A 20812-nucleotide genomic window follows, 5' to 3' on the forward strand; every position below is an offset into this window, starting at 1 on the left:
TACCTGTCACCCGTCAGCCGTCAGCCGTCACCCGTCAGCCGTCAGCCACCGAGGGTCACCCCTCCGCGCGGTCCCGCAGTCGCGGCAGCGGCACCGCGAGCAGCGCCGCCAGCAGGGCGATCCGCGGCGCGAGCTGGTCCAGCTTGATGTACTCGTGCCGGGCGTGGGCGCCGGCGCCGACCGCGCCGAACCCGTCCAGCGTCGGCAGACCGCGCGAGCCGGGCAGGTTGGTGTCCCCGGCACCGCCGGCCGGGGCGCCGTCGAGCTGCTGCCCGAGCACCGCGGCGAGCGAACGCACGTGCCTGAGCAGCGGGTTACCGGTGCGCTCGGGCCAGGCCGGCCGGCTGGACAGCACCTCCGTCCGCACCCGCGCGCCCGGCCGCAGCGCGGTCAGCCGCGCGAGGTTGTCGAGCGTGCGGCGCTGCGCCTCGGTGGTGGAGAAGCGCAGGCCGAGCTCCGCCTCGGCCCGTCCGGCGACCACGTTCGCCCGCGAACCCCCGCTGATCCGACCGGTGTTGAGCTCCGTACCAGGCTGGCCCGCGAGGTCGCGGACGAGCACCAGCTGGTCGACCAGCTCGTCCACCGCCGACACCCCGTCGTGGGCGTCGTTGCCCGCGTGGGCCTCCCGGCCGGTGACGGTGAGCCGCACCCGGGTACTGCCGCGCCGCGCGGTCTTCAACCGGCCGTCCGGATGCGGCGGCTCCAGTCCCAGGACGGCCGCCGCGCCCCGCAGTTGGCGCTCGACCAGGCCACGCCCGTCCGGGCTGCCGACCTCCTCGTCGGACACCACGACCAGCCGTACGGTGCGGTGCGGCCGCTGCCCCAGGTCGGCGAGCAGCGCCAAGGCGCCCTCCAGGACGGCGAGTCCGCCCTTCATGTCGACCACCCCGGGCCCGGTGAGCCGCCCGTCCTGCTCGGTCACCGGCCAGTCCGCCAGGGTACCGGCGGGCCAGACGGTGTCGTGGTGCCCCACGATCAGCAGGTGGGGCAGGGTCTCGTCCCGCCCCTCCCACTCCAGCACCAGGTGGTCACCGGCCGGTCCGGGTTCACGGCGGGCGGTCGCCCCGGTGGCCCGGAATCCGGACTCCAACTCCTCGGCGAGCGCGTCGAGTCGGGGCGCGTCACCACTCGGCGATTCGATCCGGGCCAGGTCCGCGCACCGCCGCCGGACGGCGCCGGCGAGGGTACGGGCCCGGGTACTGAGCGCCTGCGGCAGTCCGGGCAGCGCAGCGGTGATGCTCGTCGCAGCGGCACCGGCGGATCCGACCGCCACCGCACTGGACTTCGCCATCGCACCGGACTTCGCCGTGGCCTCGACCTTGGCCGCGGCATCGACCTTCACCGCGGCCACCGACGCGGCCGTAGCACCGGGCCTGACCGCGACGCCGGTCGTGGACGTCGCGACCGGCGGGCTCTCGACAGCGGAACCGACGGTGGACGAACCAACGGTGGACGAACCGACCTTGGCGGAACCGCCCAGGGCGACCAGGGCCTCACCGTCGGCCGCGGCGGGAACGGTCACGGGTACGCGGTCGGGTTCCGCGGCGCTGCCCGGTGCGGCCGGCGACCCGACGATCTGGGGACTCAACGCTCGCCTCCGCGGCCGCAGCCGGTATTCAGCGGCCGCACCGGCCGACCGCTCCCGCCCGGGTGCCAGGCCCGGCCGGACCGCGCCGGTCGGCCGGGGGGCCGGACGGCCCGTCGGAACGGCCCGTCTGGCCCAAGTGCGGTGGAACGGTTGGGCGGCGTGCTTGGCATCTGCGTCCTCCTCGCTCGATCCGGTGGCCCCGGTTCCGCCCGGAGCCCCGTGGACGGCGGCTTCCTGGTGGCGGGCGCAAGGGCCGGACCGCCGCAGGGAAGCCGAGATGTGAGCCTAGAAGAACCGTTCGGTTTCCTGCGAGGTGGCCCTGCTCCCAGCGTGCCGGTACGGGCCCCGGTGCCGGGCACCCGTCGGCGGAAGCGGCGGGCGCTCGGCGGGCGGGCCCGGATCGACGCGCGGGCACGGTCGCCGGATCGCGCCCATCTCCACCATGGACCCGCCGCCCGGGTTCGGCAGCGCAAACCGCCAAGGCACGGCATTTCCACGCCGGATGGGTGACAGCGGCTCAGCGGGCGGTACCAACCGGAGGCACGCGACGGCTCAGGGAAGCCCGCGGCGACACCCGGACCGACGCCCGGGGAACATCCGTGTGAACACCGTCCGACGCTGCGCCCCGCCCTGCCCTCGCGAGCGCCCGCGGTCAGGCGCCGTCCCCGACGAGCCCCGCATCGCGTGCGAGCAGCGCCGCCTGGACCCGGTTGGCCACGCCGAGCGCGGTCAGGATCCGACTGACGTGCGCCTTGACGGTGCTCTCCCGCATCCCCAGGACGCCCGCGATCTCGGCGTTGGACAGCCCGTCGGCGAGCTCCCGCAGCACGTCGGTCTCGCGCGGGGTGAGCCCAGCGATCCGGCCCCGGGCGGCGACGGAGCGCGGCGCGCCGACCCGGTGGTACCGGTCGATCAGCCGTCGCGCGGCGGCGGGGTGCAGCATCCCCTGGCCGGCGGCGACCACGTGGACGGCGCGGGCGATCTCGGCGGGCGGGGTGTCCTTGAGCAGGAAGCCGTCCGCCCCGGCGGCGAGCGCCTGGTACACGTACTCGTCCAGGTCGAAGGTGGTGAGCGCGATGACCCGCGGGGCGTCGGGGAGTTGGCGCAGCCGCCGGGTCGCGGCGATCCCGTCGAGGCGGGGCATCCGGATGTCCATCAGCGCGACGTCGATCCGGCGGCCGCGGGCGAGCTCGACGGCCTGCAGCCCGTCGGCGGCCTCGGCGACCACGGTCAGGGCCGGGTCCTGGGCGAGGAGGTCGACCAGGCCGAGGCGCACCAGTGCGTCGTCGTCGACCACCATCGTGCGGATCATGCGGTGTCCTTCGGCTGCGGGGGCTTCTTCCGGGACGGCGACCTCGGCGACGGCGGCTCCGGTGACGGGGGTCTCGACGGCGGGACCTCCGGCGGCGGGACCTCCGGCGGCGCCACGGCGTGGGGTGACGGCACGGACTGCGCCGGCCGGTCCGGCGCGGGCAGCCGGGCGGAGAGTCGGAAGCCGCCGGCACCGTCCGGCCCGGCGTCCAGGTGGCCGCCCAGCGCGCCGACCCGTTCGCCGAGGCCCACCAGCCCGTACCCGCCACCCGAGATCGGGCCGTTCGGCGTCGTCCCTCCGGGGCCGTTGCGGACCTCGACCGTGGTCGCCGGTGCACCGTAGCCGACCCGGACGGTGACGGGCGCGGCGTGGGCGTGCTTGCGGGCGTTGGTCAGCGCCTCCTGGACCACCCGGTGCACGGCGAGCCGATGGGTGGTGGGCACAGCCTCCGGGTCTCCCGCCAGGGCGAGTTCGACCTGCTGCCCGGCCTGGTTCGCCTCGTCGATCAGGTCGGTGAGGTCGCGCAGCGCAGGTGCCGGGACAGGCGGCAGGACGGGAGGCGGGCCGGACAACGGGACGGACGACTGGCCGGACAGCGCCCCGGTCGACGACCTGAACGGCGCGGACCACTCCCCGGACGGTACGGGCACGTCGGCCTCGGCGGCGGCCCGCTCCGGCGGTTCGGCGCGCAGGGCGCCCAGGACGTCGCGCAGGTCGTCGAGCGAGCGGGCGGCGGTGGTGCGCAGGAGTTCGAGACGGTGGGTGAGCCGGTCCGGGTCGGCGGCGACGGTCCCGGCCCGGGCCTGGTCGCGCAGCACTCCGGCATGCAGCACCAGCAGGCTCAGCCGGTGGGCCAGCACGTCGTGCATCTCCCGGGCGATCCGGGCGCGTTCGGCGGAGCGGGCCTGCTCGGCGCGCAACTCCCGCTCCCGCCGCAGGGTTTCGACCTGGGCGTGCAGCGTCCGGATCAGCACCCGGCGACCGTGCAGCCACAGCCCGAAGGACAAGGTGGCTGCCTGGAGGAGGAGTTGGGAACCGGTCGTGCCGGCCCAGCCGACCAGCGAGTCCGCAGTGATCGCGCTGCCCACGGCGATCACCGCGCCGCCGGCCGCCGCCGGACCGACCCGGCCGAGGGAGGCCAGGTAGTAGACGCTGATCAAGCCCGGGAAGGCCCGGTTGAGCAGCCCGCCGGTGAGCACCGGCAGAACGGCCGAGGCGACGGGGTGACGGCGGGCGAGCAGCAGCGAGAGCGCGGCGAGCACGGCCGCCGCCACCCGGGGCAGGCGCAGCGGGCCGTCGAGGTGCAGCCACTGGAAGACGCCCTCCTCGACGGCGAGCCCGAGGATCCCGAGCAGCAACAGGCTGTCGGCCCAGGGCCGGTGGTCCGAGCCGTACCAGCCGAGCAGGCCTGTGCGCATGGAGCTCCTCCCCGCCCGGTCCCGTCCACCCGCTCGAATGCTACGGGCGGACGGCGGCGCGGCACCCCATCCTCCCGGACGTCGTCACCCTCGACTTTCGTCGGGGGTCGGCGCCGCTCACCGGCCGATCCGCGGCGTTCCCGCGCTCCCTAGCGTCGTCGACATGACGACCGAACAGCTCCACCCGAGCCCCGACTCCCCTCCGCAGCAGCACAGTTCAGCCGAAACGCACGACCGGCAGGGCGTGCACGACCAGCACAGCGCGCACGAAACGCACGACACGCACAGCACGCAAGCCGGGCAGGCCGCGCCCAGCACGCACGGCTCTCCGTACGGCGGGGACCGCCTGCTGTTCCTCGCCGAGGCCCTGCGCACCTTCCACGACACCGGCGCCCTGGCGCCGAGCGGACCGGCGCTGGTGAACGCCCTGGTGGTGCCGGCCACCAGCCGCCCGAACCGGCCGATCTCGGTGCTGGAGGTCGGTGCCGGCACGGGCGTGGTGACCCGCCGGCTGGCCCAGGTGCTGCGCCCCGGCGACCGGCTGCACGTGGTCGAGGCGAACCCGCGGTTCGCCGACCGGCTGCGGGAGGACCCGGTCCTGGCCGCGCGCCGGCCGGGGGTGGGGCTGCGACTGTCGACCTGCCGGGTGGAGGAGCTGCCGGAGGCGGCCGCGCCGACGGGGGCCGCGGCCGAGCGGTACGACGTGATCGTGTCCGGGCTGCCGTTCACCAACTTCGAGCCGGCCCTGGTCCGGCGCATCCTCGAGCTCTACCTGCGTCTGCTGGCCCCGGGCGGCGAGCTGACCTACTTCGGGTACCTCGGCACCACGACGGCCCGCACCCTCACCTCGGGCCCCCGTCGGGGTGCCCGCCACCGGGCGGTGGTGCGGCTGCTGCGGCGGTTCGAGGCGACGTACGGACTGGGCGAGCGCACGGTGTGGCGCAACCTGCCGCCCGCCCGGGCCCACCTGCTGCGCTCGCCGGGGCCGTACTCCTGACTCCAGGCGGCGCAACTCCTCGCGGCGCAACTCCTAGCGGGCATCTCGCCGCGAACAAATGACAAAAGACAGCGAACAGATTTTGAAATCTGTTCGCTGTCGTGCCATAGTGAGATCCGGGTCACACTGCCCCCGCCCTCCGGCACCGCACCCGCCCCTGGAGCTCGCATGGCCTCGACCACCCGCCCCGCCCAGCGCCCCCTCGGCACCTCCGGCCCCGTCACCTCCGCCCTCGGCCTCGGCTGCATGGGCATGTCCGACCTCTACGGCCCGGCCGACGAGGCCGAGAGCATCGCCACCATCCACGCCGCCCTGGACGCCGGGATCACCCTCCTCGACACCGGCGACTTCTACGGCATGGGCCACAACGAGCTGCTGATCCACGAGGCCCTGCGCGGCCGCGACCGCGACAGCGTCCAGATCAGCGTGAAGTTCGGCGCCCAGCGCGGCCCCGACGGCCAGTGGCTCGGCTACGACACCAGCCCGGCCGCCACCAAGACCGCGCTGACGTACACCCTGCGCCGGCTGCGCACCGACCACATCGACGTCTACCGCCCCGCCCGGCTCGACTCCAAGGTCCCGATCGAGGAGACCGTCGGCGCCATCGCGGACCTGGTGAAGGACGGCTACGTCCGCCACATCGGCCTGTCCGAGGTCGGCGCCGACACCCTGCGCCGCGCCGCCGCCGTCCACCCGATCAGCGACCTGCAGATCGAGTACTCGCTGCTCAGCCGCTCCATCGAGGCGGCCGTCCTGCCCACCGCCCGCGAGCTCGGCATCGGCATCACCGCGTACGGCGTGCTCTCCCGCGGCCTGCTCAGCGGCCACTGGAACCCGGACCGCTCGCTCGCCGGCACCGACTTCCGCACCGCCAGCCCCCGCTTCCAGGGCGACAACCTGACCCACAACCTCGCCCTGGTCGAGGCGCTGCGCGCGGTCGCCGACGCCAAGGGCGCCGGCGTCGCCCAGATCGCCATCGCCTGGGTGGCCTCGCGCGGCGAGGACATCGTCACGCTGGTCGGCGCCCGCCGTCGCGACCGGCTGACCGAGGCGCTCGGCTCGCTGGACGTCACCCTCACCCCCGCCGACCTGGCCGCCATCGAGGCCGCCGTCCCCGCCGGGGCCGCGGCCGGCGACCGGTACGCTGCCGCGCAGATGGCGCGCCTGGACAGCGAGCGCTGACCGAGCCCGCGCTGACCGGCGAGAACCCTCCGCACCACCCGACCGCACGACCCTAAGGACGGCCCCGTGACCACGGACACCGCACTCACCGCCGAGCAGATCCTGATCGCGGCGGAGGAAGCCCTCCGGCGGTTCGGCCCGGCCAAGGCCACCGTCGTGGACGTCGCCCGGGAACTCGGCGTCAGCCACAGCAGCGTCTACCGCCACTTCCCCAGCAAGGCGGCGCTGCGGGAGGCGGTCACCCAGCGCTGGCTGAACCAGGCGCACTACGACCTGGAGATGGTCGCGAACGACGCCGGCGGCGCCGTCGAGCGCCTCCAGCGCTGGCTGACCACGCTGTTCGGGGCCAAGCGGAAGAAGGCACTGGACGACCCGGAGCTGTTCGCCACCTACCTGGTGCTGGCCGAGGAGAACAGCACGGTCGTCGACGCGCACGTCGAGACGCTGGTCAAGCAGATCGCCCAGATCGTCCACGACGGCATGGACGCCAAGGAGTTCCAGCTCGCCCACGTCCCCTCCACCGCTCGCGCGGTCTTCGACGCCACGGCCCCCTTCCACGACCCGGTCTTCGCCCACACCTGGTCCGAGCCGACCGCGGACGAGCGCTTCGCGGCGGTCTGGAAGCTCGTGCTCAGCGGCTTGAAGGGCAGGCCCGCCGAGCTGGTCCCCGAGCCGACGGAGTTCTGAGCGGGGCCCGTCCCGTGCGAGGGCGGTGAGGCGTCGGCGGCCGGAGCGAAATCCGGTCGTCGGCGCCTCACCCTTTCAGGCAGACTGTCGCACCCAGTTGATCTCACTCGGAGGATGACATGCGTGCGGCCGGTCCCGTCCTGGACAGCCTGCGGGGGCTCGCGCTCGGCGACGCCTTCGGTGACCGGTGGTTCTCCGTCCCGGTGGACGAGGCACCCGCCGCCCTGGCGGCCCGCCTGGTCCGCCCGGCGCCCTGGCACTGGACCGACGACACGGCGATGGCCCTCGTCCTGGTCCGCCACCTCGCTGCCCACGGCGAGGTCCGGCAGGACGCGCTGGCCGCCGGGTTCGCGGCCGAGTACGCCCGCGAGTACCAGCGCAAGTACGGCCCGTCGATGCACCGGGTGCTGCGCGGGATCGGCGCCGGCGGGAACTGGCGCGCCATCACCTCGGGCCAGTTCGAGGGCCAGGGCTCGTACAGGAACGGCGCCGCGATGCGGGTCGCCCCGCTGGGCGCCGGGTTCGCCGAGGACCTCGACGAGGTCGCCCGGCAGGCCGAACTCCAGGCGCTCACCACCCACTTCCACCCCGAGGCGGTCGCCGGGGCGGTGGCGGTGGCACTCGCCGCGGCGCTCGCCGTCCGCAGCCGGGGCCACCGGGCGCCCGGTCGGACCGAGCTCCTCACCGAGGTCGCCGACCGGCTGCCGGAGAGCGACGTCCGCTCCGGCCTGCGGATCGCCGCCCGGCTGCCGGAGCACACCAGCGTCCGGCACGCCGCCAACGTGCTGGGCTCGGGGCTGATGATCTCCGCCCCGGACACCGTCCCCTTCGCCCTCTGGTCCGCCGCCGGGCACCTGGACTCACTGCCCGACGCGATCTGGCACACCCTGGAGGGCTGGGGCGACATGGACACCACCTGCGCCATCGCCGCCGGCGTGGTGGCCGCCCGCACCGGGCTCTCGGACGTACCGGCCGACTGGCTCGCGGCCTGCGAGGAGCTGCCGGTGTGGGCCGCCGACCGGTAGCCGGAACGCCGGAGGCGCCGGGCAGTCAGCTCCGGGCGGTCAACGCCGGGCAGTCACCGCCAGGCAGTCACCGCCGGGCGGTCAACGCCAGGCAGTCACCGCCGGGCGGTCAGCGCCGGGCGAGGAAGCGGAGCACCCGGTAGCCGATGAGCAGGACCATCGCCCCGCCGATCGCCGACACCCAGGTCGTGACGTCGAGGAGGCCCACCCTCACCGTCCCGTGCATCCAGTGCAGGACGATCCAGGTGCCGATGTAGGAGCCGGTGATCCCGATCAAGGTGCTGCCGATCAGACCGCGCTCCCCCCTCGACATCGCCATCCTGGCCAGCGTCCCCGACACCAGGCCGAGCACGATCCACTCCATCCAGCTCATCCGCCGCCCCTTGCGTCATCGGTGTGACGAGACCCCGCCGCGCTCGTCCGTCAGCGGCGCGAGTTGCCGAACAGCAGCCGGTAGGCGATCAGCAGCACCAACGCGCCGCCGATCGCCGACACCCAGGTCGGCCCGTCGAAGAAGCGCGCCGTGATCGACCGGTGCAGGAAGTGCGACGCGATCCAGCCGCCGACGAAGGAGCCGGCGATCCCGATCAGGGTGGTCACGATCAGACCGCCCGGGTCCCTCCCGGGCAGCAGCAGCTTGGCCAGGGCCCCGGCCACCAGGCCCAGCACGATCCACGCGACGACGCTCATCCGAACCCGTCCCTCCCGTCCGTGGCGCGACGGCCCCGTCCCGCGCGCTCTGCCACGGAGGACGCCGACACCCACCGAGGCGGTTCCGGCCGACCCCGGCCGACCCCGGCCGACCCCGGCCGACGGCGGGATCCAGCCACCCGGAGCCGACCGGTCCGCGCGTGGCGTCCTTCCGGCCGGTCGTACCCGCCGAAATACTGCGGCCATGCGCATCCTGATCGCCACCGCCGGCTCCCGGGGCGACGTCGCACCCTTCACCGGGCTCGGCGTCCGCCTGCAGGCGGCCGGACATCAGGTGGCCGTCGCCACCCACGCCACCTTCGCCGACTCGGTACGGGCCGCCGGACTGGAGTTCCGTCCGCTGCCCGTCGACCCTCGGGCCGAACTCGCCTCCACCGAGGGCCGGCGACTGCTGCGGGCCGGCAGCGGACCCGGCGTCGTCCTGCAACTCCTGCGCCTGGGGCGGAGGTTCATGCCCGCCCTCGGCGACGGCATCGCGGACGCGACGGCGCTCGGTGCCGACCTGCTGCTCACCACCAGCACCACCAGTGCGCTCGGCCAGGTCGCAGCCGAGGCGGCCGGCATCCCCACCATCGGGCTGTACCTCCAACCGCTCTCCCCCACCCGCGAGTTCGCCCCGGCCGTGACCGGCGCACGCTCGCTCGGACGGCCCGGCAACCTGCTCGCCGGCCACGTCGTCCAGGCGGCCACCGACCAACTGTTCGTCCCGGCCGTCCGCGGACTGCGCCGCCGGCTCGGGCTGCCGCCGCTGGGCATCGGCCGGGCCCGACGCGACCACCCCGTCCTGCACGGCTTCTCGCCGCGCGTCGTCCCCCGGCCGACGGACTGGCACCCCCGACTGGACGTGGCCGGGTACTGGTGGCCCGCCGGACCCGCGGGCTGGCAGCCCCCGCAGCGGCTGCTCGACTTCCTGGCCGCCGGACCGCCCCCGGTCTTCGTCGGCTTCGGCAGCCTGGTCGTACCCGATCCCGAACGGCTCACCGCGACCGTCCTCGCCGCCGGCCGCGCCGCCCGGGTGCGCCTCCTCCTGCAGTCCGGCTGGAGCGGCCTGGCCGCCGAGGACTCGGAGACCGTACTGACCATCGGCGACACCCCGCACGACTGGCTGTTCCCGCGCACCGCGGCCGTCGTCCACCACGCGGGCGCGGGCACCACGGCGGCCACCCTCCGCTCCGGCACCCCCACCGTCCCGGTGCCCGCCCAGCTGGACGCCCCCTTCTGGTCCGCGCGGCTCACCGCGCTCGGCGTCTCCCCCGGCCCGGTACCCCTGCGCGCCCTGACCCCCGCCCACCTGGCCGCCTCCATCCGCCAGGCCCTGGACGACCCCCACTACCGCACCCGCGCCCGCTCCGTCGCAGCCGCCCTCGCCACCGAGGACGGCGCCGCCAAGGTCCTGGCCGCGGTGGAGGCGACGGGTGACGGGTGACAAATGACAGATGACGGATAACAGATGACAGCGAACAGATTTCGAAATCTGTTCGCTGTCATCTGTTATCCGTTATCCGTTCGCTGACATCTGTCACCCGCCAGTTGTCACCCGCCCGCCGCTCCCCGTTCCTCCTGCCCCCGACCCGTTCCGCCCCGCCCCTCTCCTCGCCCCGCGCTCAGCACCAGGTAGACCACCGCCGACGACGCGAGCCCCACCGCCCACCCGTAGTCCGCCAGCGGCTGGAGGAACGGGACCAACCCGTCCACCGGGAACGGCCCCTGCTTCACCCCGTGCGCGTCCACCGTCGAGTACGACCCCCCGACCGCCAGCAGACCGCCGACCAGCAGCGCGGTGACCGCCCGCCAGTTCCATCCGCCCGCGTACCAGTAGGCGCCGAACGGCCGGTAGAGCTCGGCGAGTTGCAGCCGGGTGCGGCGCAGCAGCCAGTAGTCGGCGATCAGCACCCCGGCGACCGTCCCGAGCAGGCCGCCGACCACGCCCAGCCAGACGTAGATGTAGACGTGCGGGTCGGCGGTCAGCCTCCACGGGAAGATGGCGATCCCGACCACCCCGGTGATCAGCGCCCCGGTACGGAAGTTGACGAACCGGGGCACCAGGTTGGCCAGGTCGTACGCCGGGGAGACGACATTGGCCGCGATGTTCACCGACAGCGTCGCGATCAGGACCGTCAGCAGCGCGAACAGGAGCGCCACCGGGCTCTCCATCTTCGCGGCGAGCTTGATCGGGTCCCACACCGGTTCGCCGTACACCGCCGCGGAGCCCGAGGTGACCAGCACCGACAGCAGCGCGAAGAGCGTCATCGTCGTCGGCAGACCGAGGGCCTGGCCGCGGATCTGTGCCCGCTGACTGCCGCCGAAGCGGGTGAAGTCGGGGATGTTGAGCGCCAGCGTGGACCAGAAGCCGATCATCCCCATCAGCGAGGGGAAGAAGACCTTCCAGAACCCGCTGCCCCAGCCCAGTTTCGACGGCTGGTCGAGCAACGGGCCGAGCCCGCCCGCCTTGACGCCGATCCAGACCAGCAGGGCGAGCGCGCCGACGATGACGAACGGCGCCGCCCAGTTCTCGAAGCGCCGTAGCGCCTCCATCCCCCGGGCGATGATGACCATCTCGATCAGCCAGAACAGCAGGAAGGAGGCCCACTGCGTCCACGGGTAGCCGCCGAACTCGGTTGCGGTCCGCCAGGATTCGCCGAGAAGCCGGCCCGCCAGCAGGAAGATCCCCTCACCCCCGATCCAGGTCTGGATGCCGAACCAGGCGCAGGCGACCGTCGCCCGGATGAGCGCGGGCAGATTGGCGCCACGCAGCCCGAACGAGGCCCGCGCGAACACCGGGAAGGGGATGCCGTACTTCGTCCCGGCGTGTCCGGTGAGGAGCATCGGCGCGAGCACGATCAGGTTGGCGAGCGCGATGGTCAGCACCGCCTGCTTCCAGTCCATCCCGAGCGCGACCAGGCCCGAAGCCAGCGTCCAGGAGGGGATGTTGTGGGCCATGCCGACCCAGAGCGCGAGGAAGTTGTAGGTGGTCCAGGTACGCCGCCGCACCGGGACCGGCCGGAGGTCGTCACTGGTGAAGCCGCTGGGAGGCAACACCCCTTCGGCCGGGTCGAGTTCGACCCGGCCGTCGGGATGCTGACGCTGTCCGCCGCCGCCGGTCGCGGTGTCGGCCATGGGCAACTCCCTTCTGCCACGGGCAGGATCAAGGAATCACGGGCTCAGGGGCCACAGACCCAGGGGGCCACAGGCTCACCGGGCCACGGGCTCAAGGGGCCGCGGACTCACGAGACCGGCGGTTCAGAGGTGGGGGATGACGTCCGCCCCGTAGGCGTCGATGGTGGCCTCGACCGCGTCGTGCATGGCGTAGACGGCGAACTGGTCGACGCCGAGCGAGCGGAGTTCGGCGAGTCGGGCGCGCTGGGCCTCGACCGGTCCGATCAGGCAGAAGCGGTCGACGATCGCGTCCGGGACGAAGGCGGTGTCGGGGTTCCCGGCCCGTCCGTGGTGGCTGTAGTCGTAGCCCTGGCGGTCCTTGATGTACTCGGTGAGGGCGTCGGGTACCAGGTCGGAGTGTTCGCCGTAGTGGCTGACCAGGTCGGCGACGTGGTTGCCGACCATCCCGCCGAACCACCGGCACTGCTCCCGGGCGTGGGCGAGCGCGGCGGGCGAGTCGTCGGCGGTGACGTACGCGGGAGCGGCGACGCAGATGGTGACGTCGGCCGGGTCCCGTCCCGCCTCGACGGCGGCCGCCCGGACGGCCTTGACCATGTACTCGGTGAGGTAGGGGTCGGCCAACTGGAGGATGAAGCCGTCCGCCTGACGTCCGGTCAGGGCGAGTGCCTTGGGCCCGTACGCGCCCATCCAGATCGGCAGCGAGGAGCCGGGGCCGACCCACGGCAGGTGCATCTCGGTGCCGTCCACCTCGGCGGTGCGTCCCTCGGCCAACTCCTTGACGGCGTGCATGGCTTGGGAGAGCCGGTCGAGGGTGGCGGGGCGTCGGCCTGCGACCCGCATGGCGGAGTCGCCGCGGCCGATGCCGCACACCGTCCGGTTGCCGTACATGTCGTTGAGGGTGGCGAACAGGGAGGCGGTGACCTCCCAGGTGCGGGTGGAGGGGTTGGTGACCATCGGGCCGACGGTGAGGCGCTCGGTCTCGGCCAGGATGCGGCTGTAGATGACGAAGGGCTCCTGCCACAACACGCAGGAGTCGAAGGTCCAGCCGTGGCTGAACCCGGCCTGTTCGGCGCGGATCATCCGGTCGATGAGCAGGCGGGCCGGCGGGTCGGTCTGGAGGACGAGGCCGATGTCCATGGGGTGCTCCGGGAGAGGGGTGGGAGGGCGGCCCGGGGCCGGCGCACTCGGCGCGGCCCCGGGCGACGAAGGCGAGACGAAGGCGAAGCGAAGAGAAGGACAGGGAAGGGAAGGGGGACGAGAACCGAAAGGAAGGCGAAGGGGATCAGGTCAGGTACTGGCAGGTGTCCCGGCGCAGGAAGGCGCCGTGTCCGGCCCGGCCGAGCCAGCGGCCGTCGTCCAGCACGACGGTGCCGCGCGAGAGCACCGTCCGGGCCCGGCCGGTGAGTCGGCGGCCCTCGTAGGCCGAGTAGTCCACGTTCATGTGGTGGGTGGCGGCGGAGACGGTCTGCACCGCGGTGGGGTCGTAGACGACGAGGTCGGCGTCGGCGCCGGGCGCGACGGTGCCCTTGCGCGGGTGCAGCCCGAACATCCGGGCCGGGGTGGTGCAGGCGATCTCGATCCAGCGGCGCCGGCTGATCCGTCCGTCCACGACGGCCTGGTGCAGCAGGTCCATCCGGTTCTCCACGCCCGGGAGGCCGTTGGGGATCTTCGAGAAGTCGCCGCGGCCGAGTTCCTTCTGCCCGACGTAGCAGAACGGGCAGTGGTCGGTGGAGACCACCTGGAGGTCGTTGGTGCGCAGCCCGCGCCAGAGCGCCTCCTGGTGCTCGCGCGGCCGGAGCGGCGTGCTGCACACGTACTTGGCGCCCTCGAAGCCGTCGGCGCCCTCCTCGGCGAGGTTGTCGGTGGAGAGGAAGAGGTACTGGGGGCAGGTCTCGCCGAAGACGGGGAGCCCGGCGTCGCGGGCCCGGGCGAGTTCGTCGAGCGCCGAGGCGGCGGAGACGTGCACCACGTAGAGCGGACTGCCGGCCACCTGGGCGAGCTTGATCGCCCGGTGGGTGGCCTCGGCCTCCAGGAGTTCGCGCCGGACCTCGCCGTGGTAGCGGGGGGCGGTCCGCCCGGCGGCGAGGGCCTGTTCGACCAGGACGTCGATGGCGATGCCGTTCTCGGCGTGCATCATGATCAGCCCGCCGTTGGCCGCGCCGCGCTGCATGGCGCGCAGGATGCGGCCGTCGTCGCTGTAGAAGACGCCGGGGTAGGCCATGAAGAGCTTGAAGGAGGTGGACTCGCCGGAGTCGACCAGCGTGTCCATCTCCTTGAGGACGGCGTCGTTGACGTCCGAGACGATGGTGTGGAAGGCGTAGTCGATCGCGCAGTTGCCCTCGGCCTTGGCGTGCCAGGCGTCCAGGCCCTCGCGCAGCGCCCCGCCGACGGGCTGGACGGCGAAGTCGACGATGGTGGTGGTGCCGCCCCAGGCGGCGGCGCGGGTGCCGGTCTCGAAGGTGTCGGAGGCGGCGGTGCCGCCGAACGGCAGCTCCATGTGGGTGTGGGCGTCGACGCCGCCCGGGATGACGTAGTGGCCGGTGGCGTCGATGACGGTGTCGGCACTCCAGGCCTCGGCGGCGGCGCTGCCGGTGGCGGCCAGGGCGGCGACGCGCTCGCCCTCGATCAGGACGTCGGCGTGGAGTTCGTCGGTGGCGGTGATGACGAGGCCGCCGCGGACGACGGTGCGCTGCTGCGGGTCACGGGTGGTCATCGCGCTGCTCCTCAGGCCTCGGCGAGGGGTCCGTAGGCGTCGGGCCGGCGGTCGCGGTAGAACGCCCACTGCTGGCGGACCTGTTCGATCAGGCCGAGGTCGAGGTCGCGGACGACCAGTTCCTCCTCCTTGTCGGAGGCGGCCTCGCCGACGAACTGGCCGCGCGGGTCGACGAAGTAGGAGGTGCCGTAGAAGTCGTTGTCGCCGTACTCCTCGGTGCCGACCCGGTTGATGGCGGCGACGAAGTACTCGTTGGCGACGGCGGCGGCGGGCTGTTCGAGCTGCCAGAGGTAGGCAGACAGGCCGCGGCTGGTGGCGGAGGGGTTGTAGACGATCTGCGCGCCGGCCAGGCCCAGGGCGCGCCAGCCCTCGGGGAAGTGCCGGTCGTAGCAGATGTAGACGCCGACCTTGCCGACGGCGGTGTCGAAGACGGGCCAGCCGAGGTTGCCGGGCTTGAAGTAGTACTTCTCCCAGAAGCCCTTGACCTGCGGGATGTGGTGCTTGCGGTACTTGCCGAGGTAGCTGCCGTCCGCGTCGATCACCGCCGCGGTGTTGTAGTAGACGCCGGTCTGCTCCTCCTCGTAGACCGGTACGACGATCACCATGCCCAGTTCGCGGGCGAGGTCCTGCATCCGGCGCACGGTCGGCCCGTCGGGGACGGCCTCGGCCCAGCGGTAGTGCTCGGGTTCCTGGACCTGACAGAAGTACGGGGCGTTGAACACCTCCTGGAAGCCGATGATCTTCGCGCCCTGGGCGGCGGCCTCGCGGGCGTACCGCTCGTGGAGCGCGATCATGCTCTCCTGGTCGCCGGTCCAGCGGGTCTGGACGAGCGCGGCACGGACGATCTGCGACATGGGTACCTCCGCAACTCCGCGTCCCGGCCGTGCGGTCGGGCCTGCGGTCTGAGGGTTGACGGGGCGGGTCTCGCCCGCGGCTCCGCTCGGGGGCCGCGGGGGTCTACGGGAAGGGTCTACGTGCGTAGAAGGCGCGATCTGTAGACGGTAGGCCGGGCTTCGGTCGCCTGACAATACGTCGGCGGTAACGCCTGCGGGGCGATCTTGTTACGCGGACACGCGGGTGGCCATGGGTGGGATGAAATGCTCATCTACCCCATTGATGGCCTCCTTACTCATTCGAGTGAAAGCGGGCACCGGGGGTGCGGAATCGGCCACGACAGGGTAAAACGCGCCTTGACGGTGCGACAGATCGTCATCTGGCGCGCGTACGGGGCGACTTCGGTGATCATGAGCTGATCATCCGGCGATCGGGGACGGGGCCGGATGCGGGGATCGGCCACGGTGACCGACGGTCGGCCGGGGGCCGAACGGGGGGTGGTACTGATGACAGCGACGGACGAGCGCGCGGAGCGCGCGTCGGGTACGTCGGGCACGGAGGGCAGGGCGGGCACGGCGGGCATGCCGGCGGGGCGGCCGCCAGCGCTGCCGGCCTGGGCCGGCCTGCTGCTCGCCCTCGGGGCCCTGCTGCCGCTCGCCGCCGGCCTCCTCCTCGCCCCCGGGCAGGTGCCGCGGGCCGGGCTGACGGCCCTGCGCCTGGCCGGCTCCCGGGCGGCGGCCGAGGCGGTGGTCGGCGGGAGCTCCGGAGCGTACCGGGCCGCCCTGGGCGACGAGCCCTGGCTGATCGCCGGCTACGGGCTGACGCTGACGGCCGCGGCCCTGCTGGGCGGGTACGTGCTCGGGCGGCGCCGCCGGCTCGGGCCGGCCCTGCTGGTCGGGGCCGCCGGGCTGCTCGCCGCCGGCTGCGACCTCGCCGCCGACGTCCTGCTGCGCCTGGGGCTCGACCACGCCGACTCCGACACCCCCTTCGCGGTGGCGGCGGCGCTCACCACCGTCAGCCGGCTGCTTCTCCTGCCCGCCGGGGTGGCAGCCGCGGCCCTGCTCGCGGTGACGGCCGCCAGGGCCGCCCGCGGACTGCGCGCCACGGCGGTGAAGCCGGGTGACGACGCCGACCCGGACCGCCCGGCGCTGATACCGCCCTGGCCCGTCCTCACCCGGCACGGCCGCCCGCTTCACGGGCCCCGGCACGGGCTCCGGCACGCGTCGCGATCCGAACCACCGCACGAACCACCCCACGAACCGCCGCGCGACTCCCGGCGGCAGCAGGCGGCGACGCCGCCCGACGCTCCCGGCGCCCACGCCCACTGGCGGGACGCCGGCCGGGTGCCGCCCGGCCGCGAGCCCGCCGAGCTGGGCTTCTGCGCCTCGGGCGGCGGCATCCGCTCGGCCTGCGTCACGCTCGGCGCGCTCCAGGCCCTGCGCCCGTGGCTGAAACGGGCCCGCTACCTGGTCTCCGTCTCCGGCGGCGGGTACACCGTGGGCGCGCTGCAGCTCGCGCTCAGCGACTCCGCCCCCGGCAGCCCGGTCCGCGCCGTCTCGGGCCTGACGGCCGACACGGTGCTGGAGCCCGGCTCCCCGGAGGAGGACCACCTCCGCCGCCACAGCAAGTACATCGCCGACGGCACCGGCGAGTGGCTGGTCGCCCTCGGCACGCTGCTGCGCGGCGTGCTCTCGGCGCTCACCCTGCTGCTGGCCGCCGTGCTGGTGCTCGGCCTCGGCCTCAGCCGCTTCTACCACGCCGTCCCGGTCACCGACCTGGACGCGCTGGCCGCCGCCGGCCTGCGCCACCCGGGCGCCGTGCCGGGCGGGTTGGAGTTCCGCACCCCCGCCCTGGCCGCCCTCGGCGTGGTACTGGGCGCGGCGGCCTGCTGCTGGCTGCTCTGGCTGCTGGCCTTCCCACCGCTCGGCTGGCACGCGCTGCTGCCGCGCGCGCTGCGCCGGCTCAACTACGCCGCGCTCGCGCTGGCCGGGCTGCTGGCCCTCGGGGTGCTGGCGGTGCCGGGCCTGGCCTGGGGCGCGGTCCGGCTCCAGCAGGCGCTGGCGGCCGGCCCGCGACTGACCGGCGCGGGGCTCAGCCTGACCGTGGTGCTCAGCTACCTCGCCCTGCTGCTCGGCATACTCTGGCGCGACCGCCGGGCGATCGGCAGCGGCGTGCGCGCGGCCGCCGGGGCGCTGCGCGGCGCCGGCCGGATCGGCGGCGGGCTGACCGCCAACCTCCCGCAGTACCTGGTGGTCTGGGCCGCCCTCGGCACCCTGACGGCCGGTGCGCTGCTGGCCCTCGGCTGGGCGATCGCCACCGGGTACGCCTGGCCGACGGCCGTCCAGGTGCTGCTGCCGCTGGTGCTCGGCGCCGTCGGGCTGAACCTCGACCAGACCTGGATGAGCCTGCACCCGTTCTACCGGCTGCGCCTGGCCTCGGCCTTCGCCGTCCGCCGGGTCACCGAGGGCGGCCGCTCGCTCGCCCGCCGGTACGACTTCTACCGGGAGCAGACCTGGCTGAGCCACTACGGCGCCCGGCACCCCGACTTCCCCCAGGTGATCTTCTCGGCGGCGGCCAACCTGTCGGGCAACTCCCGTACCCCGCCCGGCCGTCGGGCGGTCTCCTTCTCGCTCTCGTACGACTACGTGGGCGGCCCGGACGTCGGCTACGCGCGCACCGACCTGCTGGAGCGGCGGACTCGTCGGCACATCGCCCGCGACCTCACCGTGCAGTCCGCGATGGCCGTCTCCGGCGCCGCCTTCTCCTCCGCGATGGGCCGCCAGTCCCGGGTCTACCAGGGCCTGTTCGCGGTCACCAACGCCCGACTCGGGACGTGGCTGCCCAATCCGGCGGAGCTCGGCCCGGCCTGGTCCGACACGCCCGACTGGCGCCGCGCCGGGCAGCCCGCCGTACGCCGACTGCCCTACCAGCTCCGCGAACTGACCGGCCGGTTCCCGGCGGACGACCGCTTCCTGCTCACCACCGACGGCGGGCACTACGAGAACCTCGGGCTGGTCGAACTGCTACGGCACCGGGTCCGGACGGCGGTGAGCATCGACGCCAGCGGGGACTCCGGCTACGCCGCCAACCTGGCCGCCGCCATCACCCTGGCCCGCGAGGAGCTCGGCGTCGTCATCACCCTGCACCGGCCGGAGCTGCTGATCCCGGGCAGCGCCACCACCGGCCGCACCCCCGACGGGGGCCACGGCAGCGACCCCGGCAGCGACCACGACGGGGCCGGTGCCGACGGGACCGACGCCGACGGCGGCACGCCCCTGCGCGGGCTGGCGGCCCAGCTCTCCGAACGGCTCTCGGCCCGGGGCGTGATCACCGGGGACGTCCGCTACCCGGCCATCGACGGCGAGCCCGACTCCGAACGGCACGGCACGCTGATCGTCCTCCAGGCGGTGCTGACCGCCGACATGCCGTACGAGCTGCAGTCCTACGCGGTGGCCCACCCGGCCTTCCCGAACGACGGCACCAGCGACCAGTGGTTCGACCACCAGCAGTTCGACGCCTACCAGACGCTCGGCCGCTACCTGGGCGAGCAGGCCGGCCCGGTGATCGAACGGGCGCTGTCCGCCGCTGCGGCGGCCACCGCGACACCCGCACCCGTGCCCGCGCAGCCGCGGGGCGAAGAGCCCACAGCACCCGAGCGGCCCGCCGAGGACCGGACCGAGAACTGAGCAGGGAGCTGAGCAGGGAGCCGGGCAGCAGGCTGCGCAGCGCGCTGAGCCGGCTCCCCGGCCGGGGCGTCGGGCCGCCCGTTCACGGGGCGCAACAGGCCGCAACGAACGGGCGCCCCGGCTTGACTTCGTACGACCGGCTCGGAAAAGATCCGGGGCATGGACTCCGGCACCACTCTGGTTTGCCGCCTGCACGTCGATCTGCGACGCCAGGCGAGTTCCATCTGTGCCTGTTGACCCTGTTCCACTTCGCCGGTTCCGCCCTGTGACCACTGCCAGGACCCGCACCGCGCACCCGTACCCGCAGTCCTGAAACCCGCCCGCCCGGCGGCACCGCCCGTGCCGTGCCCGGCCGAGCACGGGCCGCTCCGTCGGCCCGCGGCCCGCAGCCCGCGGCCCCGCCGCCGGATCCGAGCGCCCCTCCCGACGTTCCCGCCGCACCCGAGGACGCCTCATGAGCCTGGACCTCGCAACCGAGACCCCGACCCGCCGCCCCGAGCAACCACCGGCCGCCGGCCCCGCCACGGGCCCCGCCACCGCCCCGGTCACCGGCCCCGCCACCGACTCCGCCACCGACCCCGCACAGCCCCCGCTCAGCCCGAGCACGCTGCGGACCGTGGTCCGCGAGCTCGCCGAGCGGCCCGACCAGTGGATCCACCTGGTCCGGCTCTCCACCGAGGAGCGCTGGTACCAGCGGCTGGTCGCCGACGACGACCACGAGGTCTGGCTGATCAGCTGGCTGCCCGGCCAGTCGACCGGCTTCCACGACCACGGCGGTTCGCGCGGCGCGTTCACCGTCGCGCTCGGCGAGCTGGAGGAGCTGTCCCTCGGCGGCCCCGACCAGGGCCTGCTGATCCGCAGGGTCCCGGCCGGCACCGCCCGCGCCTTCGGCCCGGAGTACGTGCACGACGTGCGCAACACCGCCTCGGGCCCGGCGGTCACCCTGCACGCCTACTCGCCCCCGCTGAGCTCGATGGCGCACTACGACCTGCGGGCCGGCGGGCTCGTCCGCACCTCTGAGGAAGGACCGGAGCAATGGTGACCACGATCGACGACCTGGTGGAGCGGGCCCGCGAGGGCGTCCACCGCCCGCGCGCCCGGGAGGCGTACCAGGCCCAGCTGGACGGCGCGCTGCTGGTGGACATCCGTCCGGTGGCGCAGCGGGCCGCCGAGGGCGGGATCCCCGGCGCGCTGGTGATCGAGCGCAACGTGCTGGAGTGGCGGCTCGACCCTACGGGCAGTCACCGGATCCCCGAGGCCTCGGGCTACGACGTCGAGGTGATCGTGGTCTGCTCCGAGGGCTACGCCTCCAGTCTGGCCGCGGCCTCGCTGCGCGAGCTCGGGCTGCACCGGGCGACGGATCTCGACGGCGGTTTCGTCGGCTGGGCGGCGTCCGGGCTGCCGACCCGTCCGGGCGACTGAACCCGAGGTCACATGGGGTGTTCCCGGGCGGCTGAGCCCGGGTCACCTCCCGGGTCGGCGGGCCGCCGGGACGGGAGTCACGCCACGTGCCGGGCGGTAAATCAGGGACAGGAGATGATG

At 74.1% G+C, this 20812-nt stretch carries 18 protein-coding genes; 9 read left to right on the forward strand and 9 right to left on the reverse strand.

Annotated elements, in window-relative coordinates; genetic code table 11:
- Positions 1–55: 55 nt before the first annotated feature.
- The 3 genes from ACFC1T_RS20835 to ACFC1T_RS20845 all read right to left on the reverse strand — a co-directional run bounded on the left by ACFC1T_RS20835 (position 56) and on the right by ACFC1T_RS20845 (position 4318).
- On the reverse strand, positions 56–1522 hold the full coding sequence (locus ACFC1T_RS20835; protein ID WP_375890629.1) for a M20 family metallopeptidase: 1467 nt from the start codon (positions 1520–1522) through the stop codon (positions 56–58).
- Between the two features lie 718 nt (positions 1523–2240).
- Positions 2241–2900: a response regulator gene (locus ACFC1T_RS20840; RefSeq protein ID WP_375890631.1), complete on the reverse strand. Its 660-nt coding sequence runs from the start codon at positions 2898–2900 to the stop codon at positions 2241–2243.
- Entirely contained in the window at positions 2897–4318 is a 1422-nt protein-coding gene (locus ACFC1T_RS20845) for a sensor histidine kinase (protein ID WP_375890633.1), read from the reverse strand. The genes ACFC1T_RS20840 and ACFC1T_RS20845 overlap by 4 nt, the downstream gene beginning before the upstream one ends.
- 163 nt (positions 4319–4481) lie before the next feature.
- Between ACFC1T_RS20845 and ACFC1T_RS20850 the strand changes: the two genes are divergently transcribed.
- The 4 genes from ACFC1T_RS20850 (at position 4482) to ACFC1T_RS20865 (ending at position 8209) form a co-directional block, all read left to right on the forward strand.
- Positions 4482–5315 (forward strand): class I SAM-dependent methyltransferase, encoded by an 834-nt coding sequence (locus ACFC1T_RS20850; protein ID WP_375890635.1) that lies wholly within the window; start codon positions 4482–4484, stop codon positions 5313–5315.
- 168 nt (positions 5316–5483) lie between these two features.
- Positions 5484–6497, forward strand: a complete 1014-nt coding sequence (locus ACFC1T_RS20855; RefSeq protein ID WP_375890637.1) for an aldo/keto reductase — start codon at positions 5484–5486, stop codon at positions 6495–6497.
- Between the two features lie 66 nt (positions 6498–6563).
- On the forward strand, positions 6564–7184 hold the full coding sequence (locus ACFC1T_RS20860) for a TetR family transcriptional regulator (protein ID WP_375890639.1): 621 nt from the start codon (positions 6564–6566) through the stop codon (positions 7182–7184).
- A gap of 119 nt (positions 7185–7303) precedes the next feature.
- Positions 7304–8209: an ADP-ribosylglycohydrolase family protein gene (locus tag ACFC1T_RS20865; RefSeq protein ID WP_375890641.1), complete on the forward strand. Its 906-nt coding sequence runs from the start codon at positions 7304–7306 to the stop codon at positions 8207–8209.
- A 109-nt stretch (positions 8210–8318) separates the two neighbouring features.
- On the opposite strand, the gene ACFC1T_RS20870 is transcribed toward ACFC1T_RS20865, so the two are convergent.
- Positions 8319–8582 (reverse strand): GlsB/YeaQ/YmgE family stress response membrane protein, encoded by a 264-nt coding sequence (locus ACFC1T_RS20870; RefSeq protein ID WP_375890643.1) that lies wholly within the window; start codon positions 8580–8582, stop codon positions 8319–8321.
- A 50-nt stretch (positions 8583–8632) separates the two neighbouring features.
- The gene (locus tag ACFC1T_RS20875; protein WP_375890644.1) at positions 8633–8899 is read right to left on the reverse strand and encodes a GlsB/YeaQ/YmgE family stress response membrane protein; all 267 of its coding nucleotides are present in this window, start codon (positions 8897–8899) and stop codon (positions 8633–8635) included.
- 205 nt (positions 8900–9104) lie between these two features.
- Between ACFC1T_RS20875 and ACFC1T_RS20880 the strand changes: the two genes are divergently transcribed.
- Positions 9105–10346 carry a glycosyltransferase gene (locus tag ACFC1T_RS20880; RefSeq protein WP_375890646.1) on the forward strand — a complete coding sequence of 414 codons (1242 nt, stop codon included), beginning with the start codon at positions 9105–9107 and terminating at the stop codon, positions 10344–10346.
- 107 nt (positions 10347–10453) lie between these two features.
- Here ACFC1T_RS20880 and ACFC1T_RS20885 read toward each other — a convergent pair whose 3' ends face one another.
- The 4 genes from ACFC1T_RS20885 to ACFC1T_RS20900 all read right to left on the reverse strand — a co-directional run bounded on the left by ACFC1T_RS20885 (position 10454) and on the right by ACFC1T_RS20900 (position 15604).
- On the reverse strand, positions 10454–12037 hold the full coding sequence (locus tag ACFC1T_RS20885; RefSeq protein ID WP_375890647.1) for an NCS1 family nucleobase:cation symporter-1: 1584 nt from the start codon (positions 12035–12037) through the stop codon (positions 10454–10456).
- A 123-nt stretch (positions 12038–12160) separates the two neighbouring features.
- Positions 12161–13174 (reverse strand): TIGR03842 family LLM class F420-dependent oxidoreductase, encoded by a 1014-nt coding sequence (locus tag ACFC1T_RS20890; protein WP_375890649.1) that lies wholly within the window; start codon positions 13172–13174, stop codon positions 12161–12163.
- 145 nt (positions 13175–13319) lie between these two features.
- The gene (gene hydA / locus ACFC1T_RS20895; RefSeq protein ID WP_375890651.1) at positions 13320–14750 is read right to left on the reverse strand and encodes a dihydropyrimidinase; all 1431 of its coding nucleotides are present in this window, start codon (positions 14748–14750) and stop codon (positions 13320–13322) included.
- A gap of 11 nt (positions 14751–14761) precedes the next feature.
- Positions 14762–15604, reverse strand: coding sequence for a nitrilase-related carbon-nitrogen hydrolase (locus tag ACFC1T_RS20900; protein ID WP_375890653.1), 843 nt, complete (start codon positions 15602–15604; stop codon positions 14762–14764).
- Positions 15605–16090: 486 nt separating this feature from the next.
- Between ACFC1T_RS20900 and ACFC1T_RS20905 the strand changes: the two genes are divergently transcribed.
- The 4 genes from ACFC1T_RS20905 (at position 16091) to ACFC1T_RS20920 (ending at position 20692) form a co-directional block, all read left to right on the forward strand.
- On the forward strand, positions 16091–19270 hold the full coding sequence (locus ACFC1T_RS20905; RefSeq protein ID WP_375890654.1) for a hypothetical protein: 3180 nt from the start codon (positions 16091–16093) through the stop codon (positions 19268–19270).
- Positions 19271–19429: 159 nt separating this feature from the next.
- Positions 19430–19507, forward strand: coding sequence for a putative leader peptide (locus ACFC1T_RS20910; RefSeq protein WP_101948289.1), 78 nt, complete (start codon positions 19430–19432; stop codon positions 19505–19507).
- A gap of 217 nt (positions 19508–19724) precedes the next feature.
- Positions 19725–20312: a cysteine dioxygenase gene (locus tag ACFC1T_RS20915; protein ID WP_375890656.1), complete on the forward strand. Its 588-nt coding sequence runs from the start codon at positions 19725–19727 to the stop codon at positions 20310–20312.
- Positions 20306–20692, forward strand: coding sequence for a rhodanese-like domain-containing protein (locus ACFC1T_RS20920; RefSeq protein WP_375890658.1), 387 nt, complete (start codon positions 20306–20308; stop codon positions 20690–20692). Before ACFC1T_RS20915 ends, ACFC1T_RS20920 begins: the two co-directional genes overlap by 7 nt.
- Positions 20693–20812 lie beyond the last annotated feature (120 nt).

This window comes from Kitasatospora sp. NPDC056076, assembly GCF_042266305.1.
Classification (GTDB): domain Bacteria; phylum Actinomycetota; class Actinomycetes; order Streptomycetales; family Streptomycetaceae; genus Kitasatospora.

What these genes read in the sequence shown, in the direction of transcription:
- ACFC1T_RS20840 (WP_375890631.1), bottom strand. Translation starts at nt 2,900, where the DNA reads ATGATCCGCACGATGGTGGTCGACGACGACGCACTGGTGCGCCTCGGC.
- ACFC1T_RS20845 (WP_375890633.1), bottom strand. Translation starts at nt 4,318, where the DNA reads ATGCGCACAGGCCTGCTCGGCTGGTACGGCTCGGACCACCGGCCCTGG.
- ACFC1T_RS20850 (WP_375890635.1), top strand. Translation starts at nt 4,482, where the DNA reads ATGACGACCGAACAGCTCCACCCGAGCCCCGACTCCCCTCCGCAGCAG.
- ACFC1T_RS20855 (WP_375890637.1), top strand. Translation starts at nt 5,484, where the DNA reads ATGGCCTCGACCACCCGCCCCGCCCAGCGCCCCCTCGGCACCTCCGGC.
- ACFC1T_RS20865 (WP_375890641.1), top strand. Translation starts at nt 7,304, where the DNA reads ATGCGTGCGGCCGGTCCCGTCCTGGACAGCCTGCGGGGGCTCGCGCTC.
- ACFC1T_RS20870 (WP_375890643.1), bottom strand. Translation starts at nt 8,582, where the DNA reads ATGAGCTGGATGGAGTGGATCGTGCTCGGCCTGGTGTCGGGGACGCTG.
- ACFC1T_RS20875 (WP_375890644.1), bottom strand. Translation starts at nt 8,899, where the DNA reads ATGAGCGTCGTCGCGTGGATCGTGCTGGGCCTGGTGGCCGGGGCCCTG.
- ACFC1T_RS20880 (WP_375890646.1), top strand. Translation starts at nt 9,105, where the DNA reads ATGCGCATCCTGATCGCCACCGCCGGCTCCCGGGGCGACGTCGCACCC.
- ACFC1T_RS20885 (WP_375890647.1), bottom strand. Translation starts at nt 12,037, where the DNA reads ATGGCCGACACCGCGACCGGCGGCGGCGGACAGCGTCAGCATCCCGAC.
- ACFC1T_RS20890 (WP_375890649.1), bottom strand. Translation starts at nt 13,174, where the DNA reads ATGGACATCGGCCTCGTCCTCCAGACCGACCCGCCGGCCCGCCTGCTC.
- hydA (WP_375890651.1), bottom strand. Translation starts at nt 14,750, where the DNA reads ATGACCACCCGTGACCCGCAGCAGCGCACCGTCGTCCGCGGCGGCCTC.
- ACFC1T_RS20900 (WP_375890653.1), bottom strand. Translation starts at nt 15,604, where the DNA reads ATGTCGCAGATCGTCCGTGCCGCGCTCGTCCAGACCCGCTGGACCGGC.
- ACFC1T_RS20905 (WP_375890654.1), top strand. Translation starts at nt 16,091, where the DNA reads ATGACAGCGACGGACGAGCGCGCGGAGCGCGCGTCGGGTACGTCGGGC.
- ACFC1T_RS20910 (WP_101948289.1), top strand. Translation starts at nt 19,430, where the DNA reads ATGGACTCCGGCACCACTCTGGTTTGCCGCCTGCACGTCGATCTGCGA.
- ACFC1T_RS20915 (WP_375890656.1), top strand. Translation starts at nt 19,725, where the DNA reads ATGAGCCTGGACCTCGCAACCGAGACCCCGACCCGCCGCCCCGAGCAA.
- ACFC1T_RS20920 (WP_375890658.1), top strand. Translation starts at nt 20,306, where the DNA reads ATGGTGACCACGATCGACGACCTGGTGGAGCGGGCCCGCGAGGGCGTC.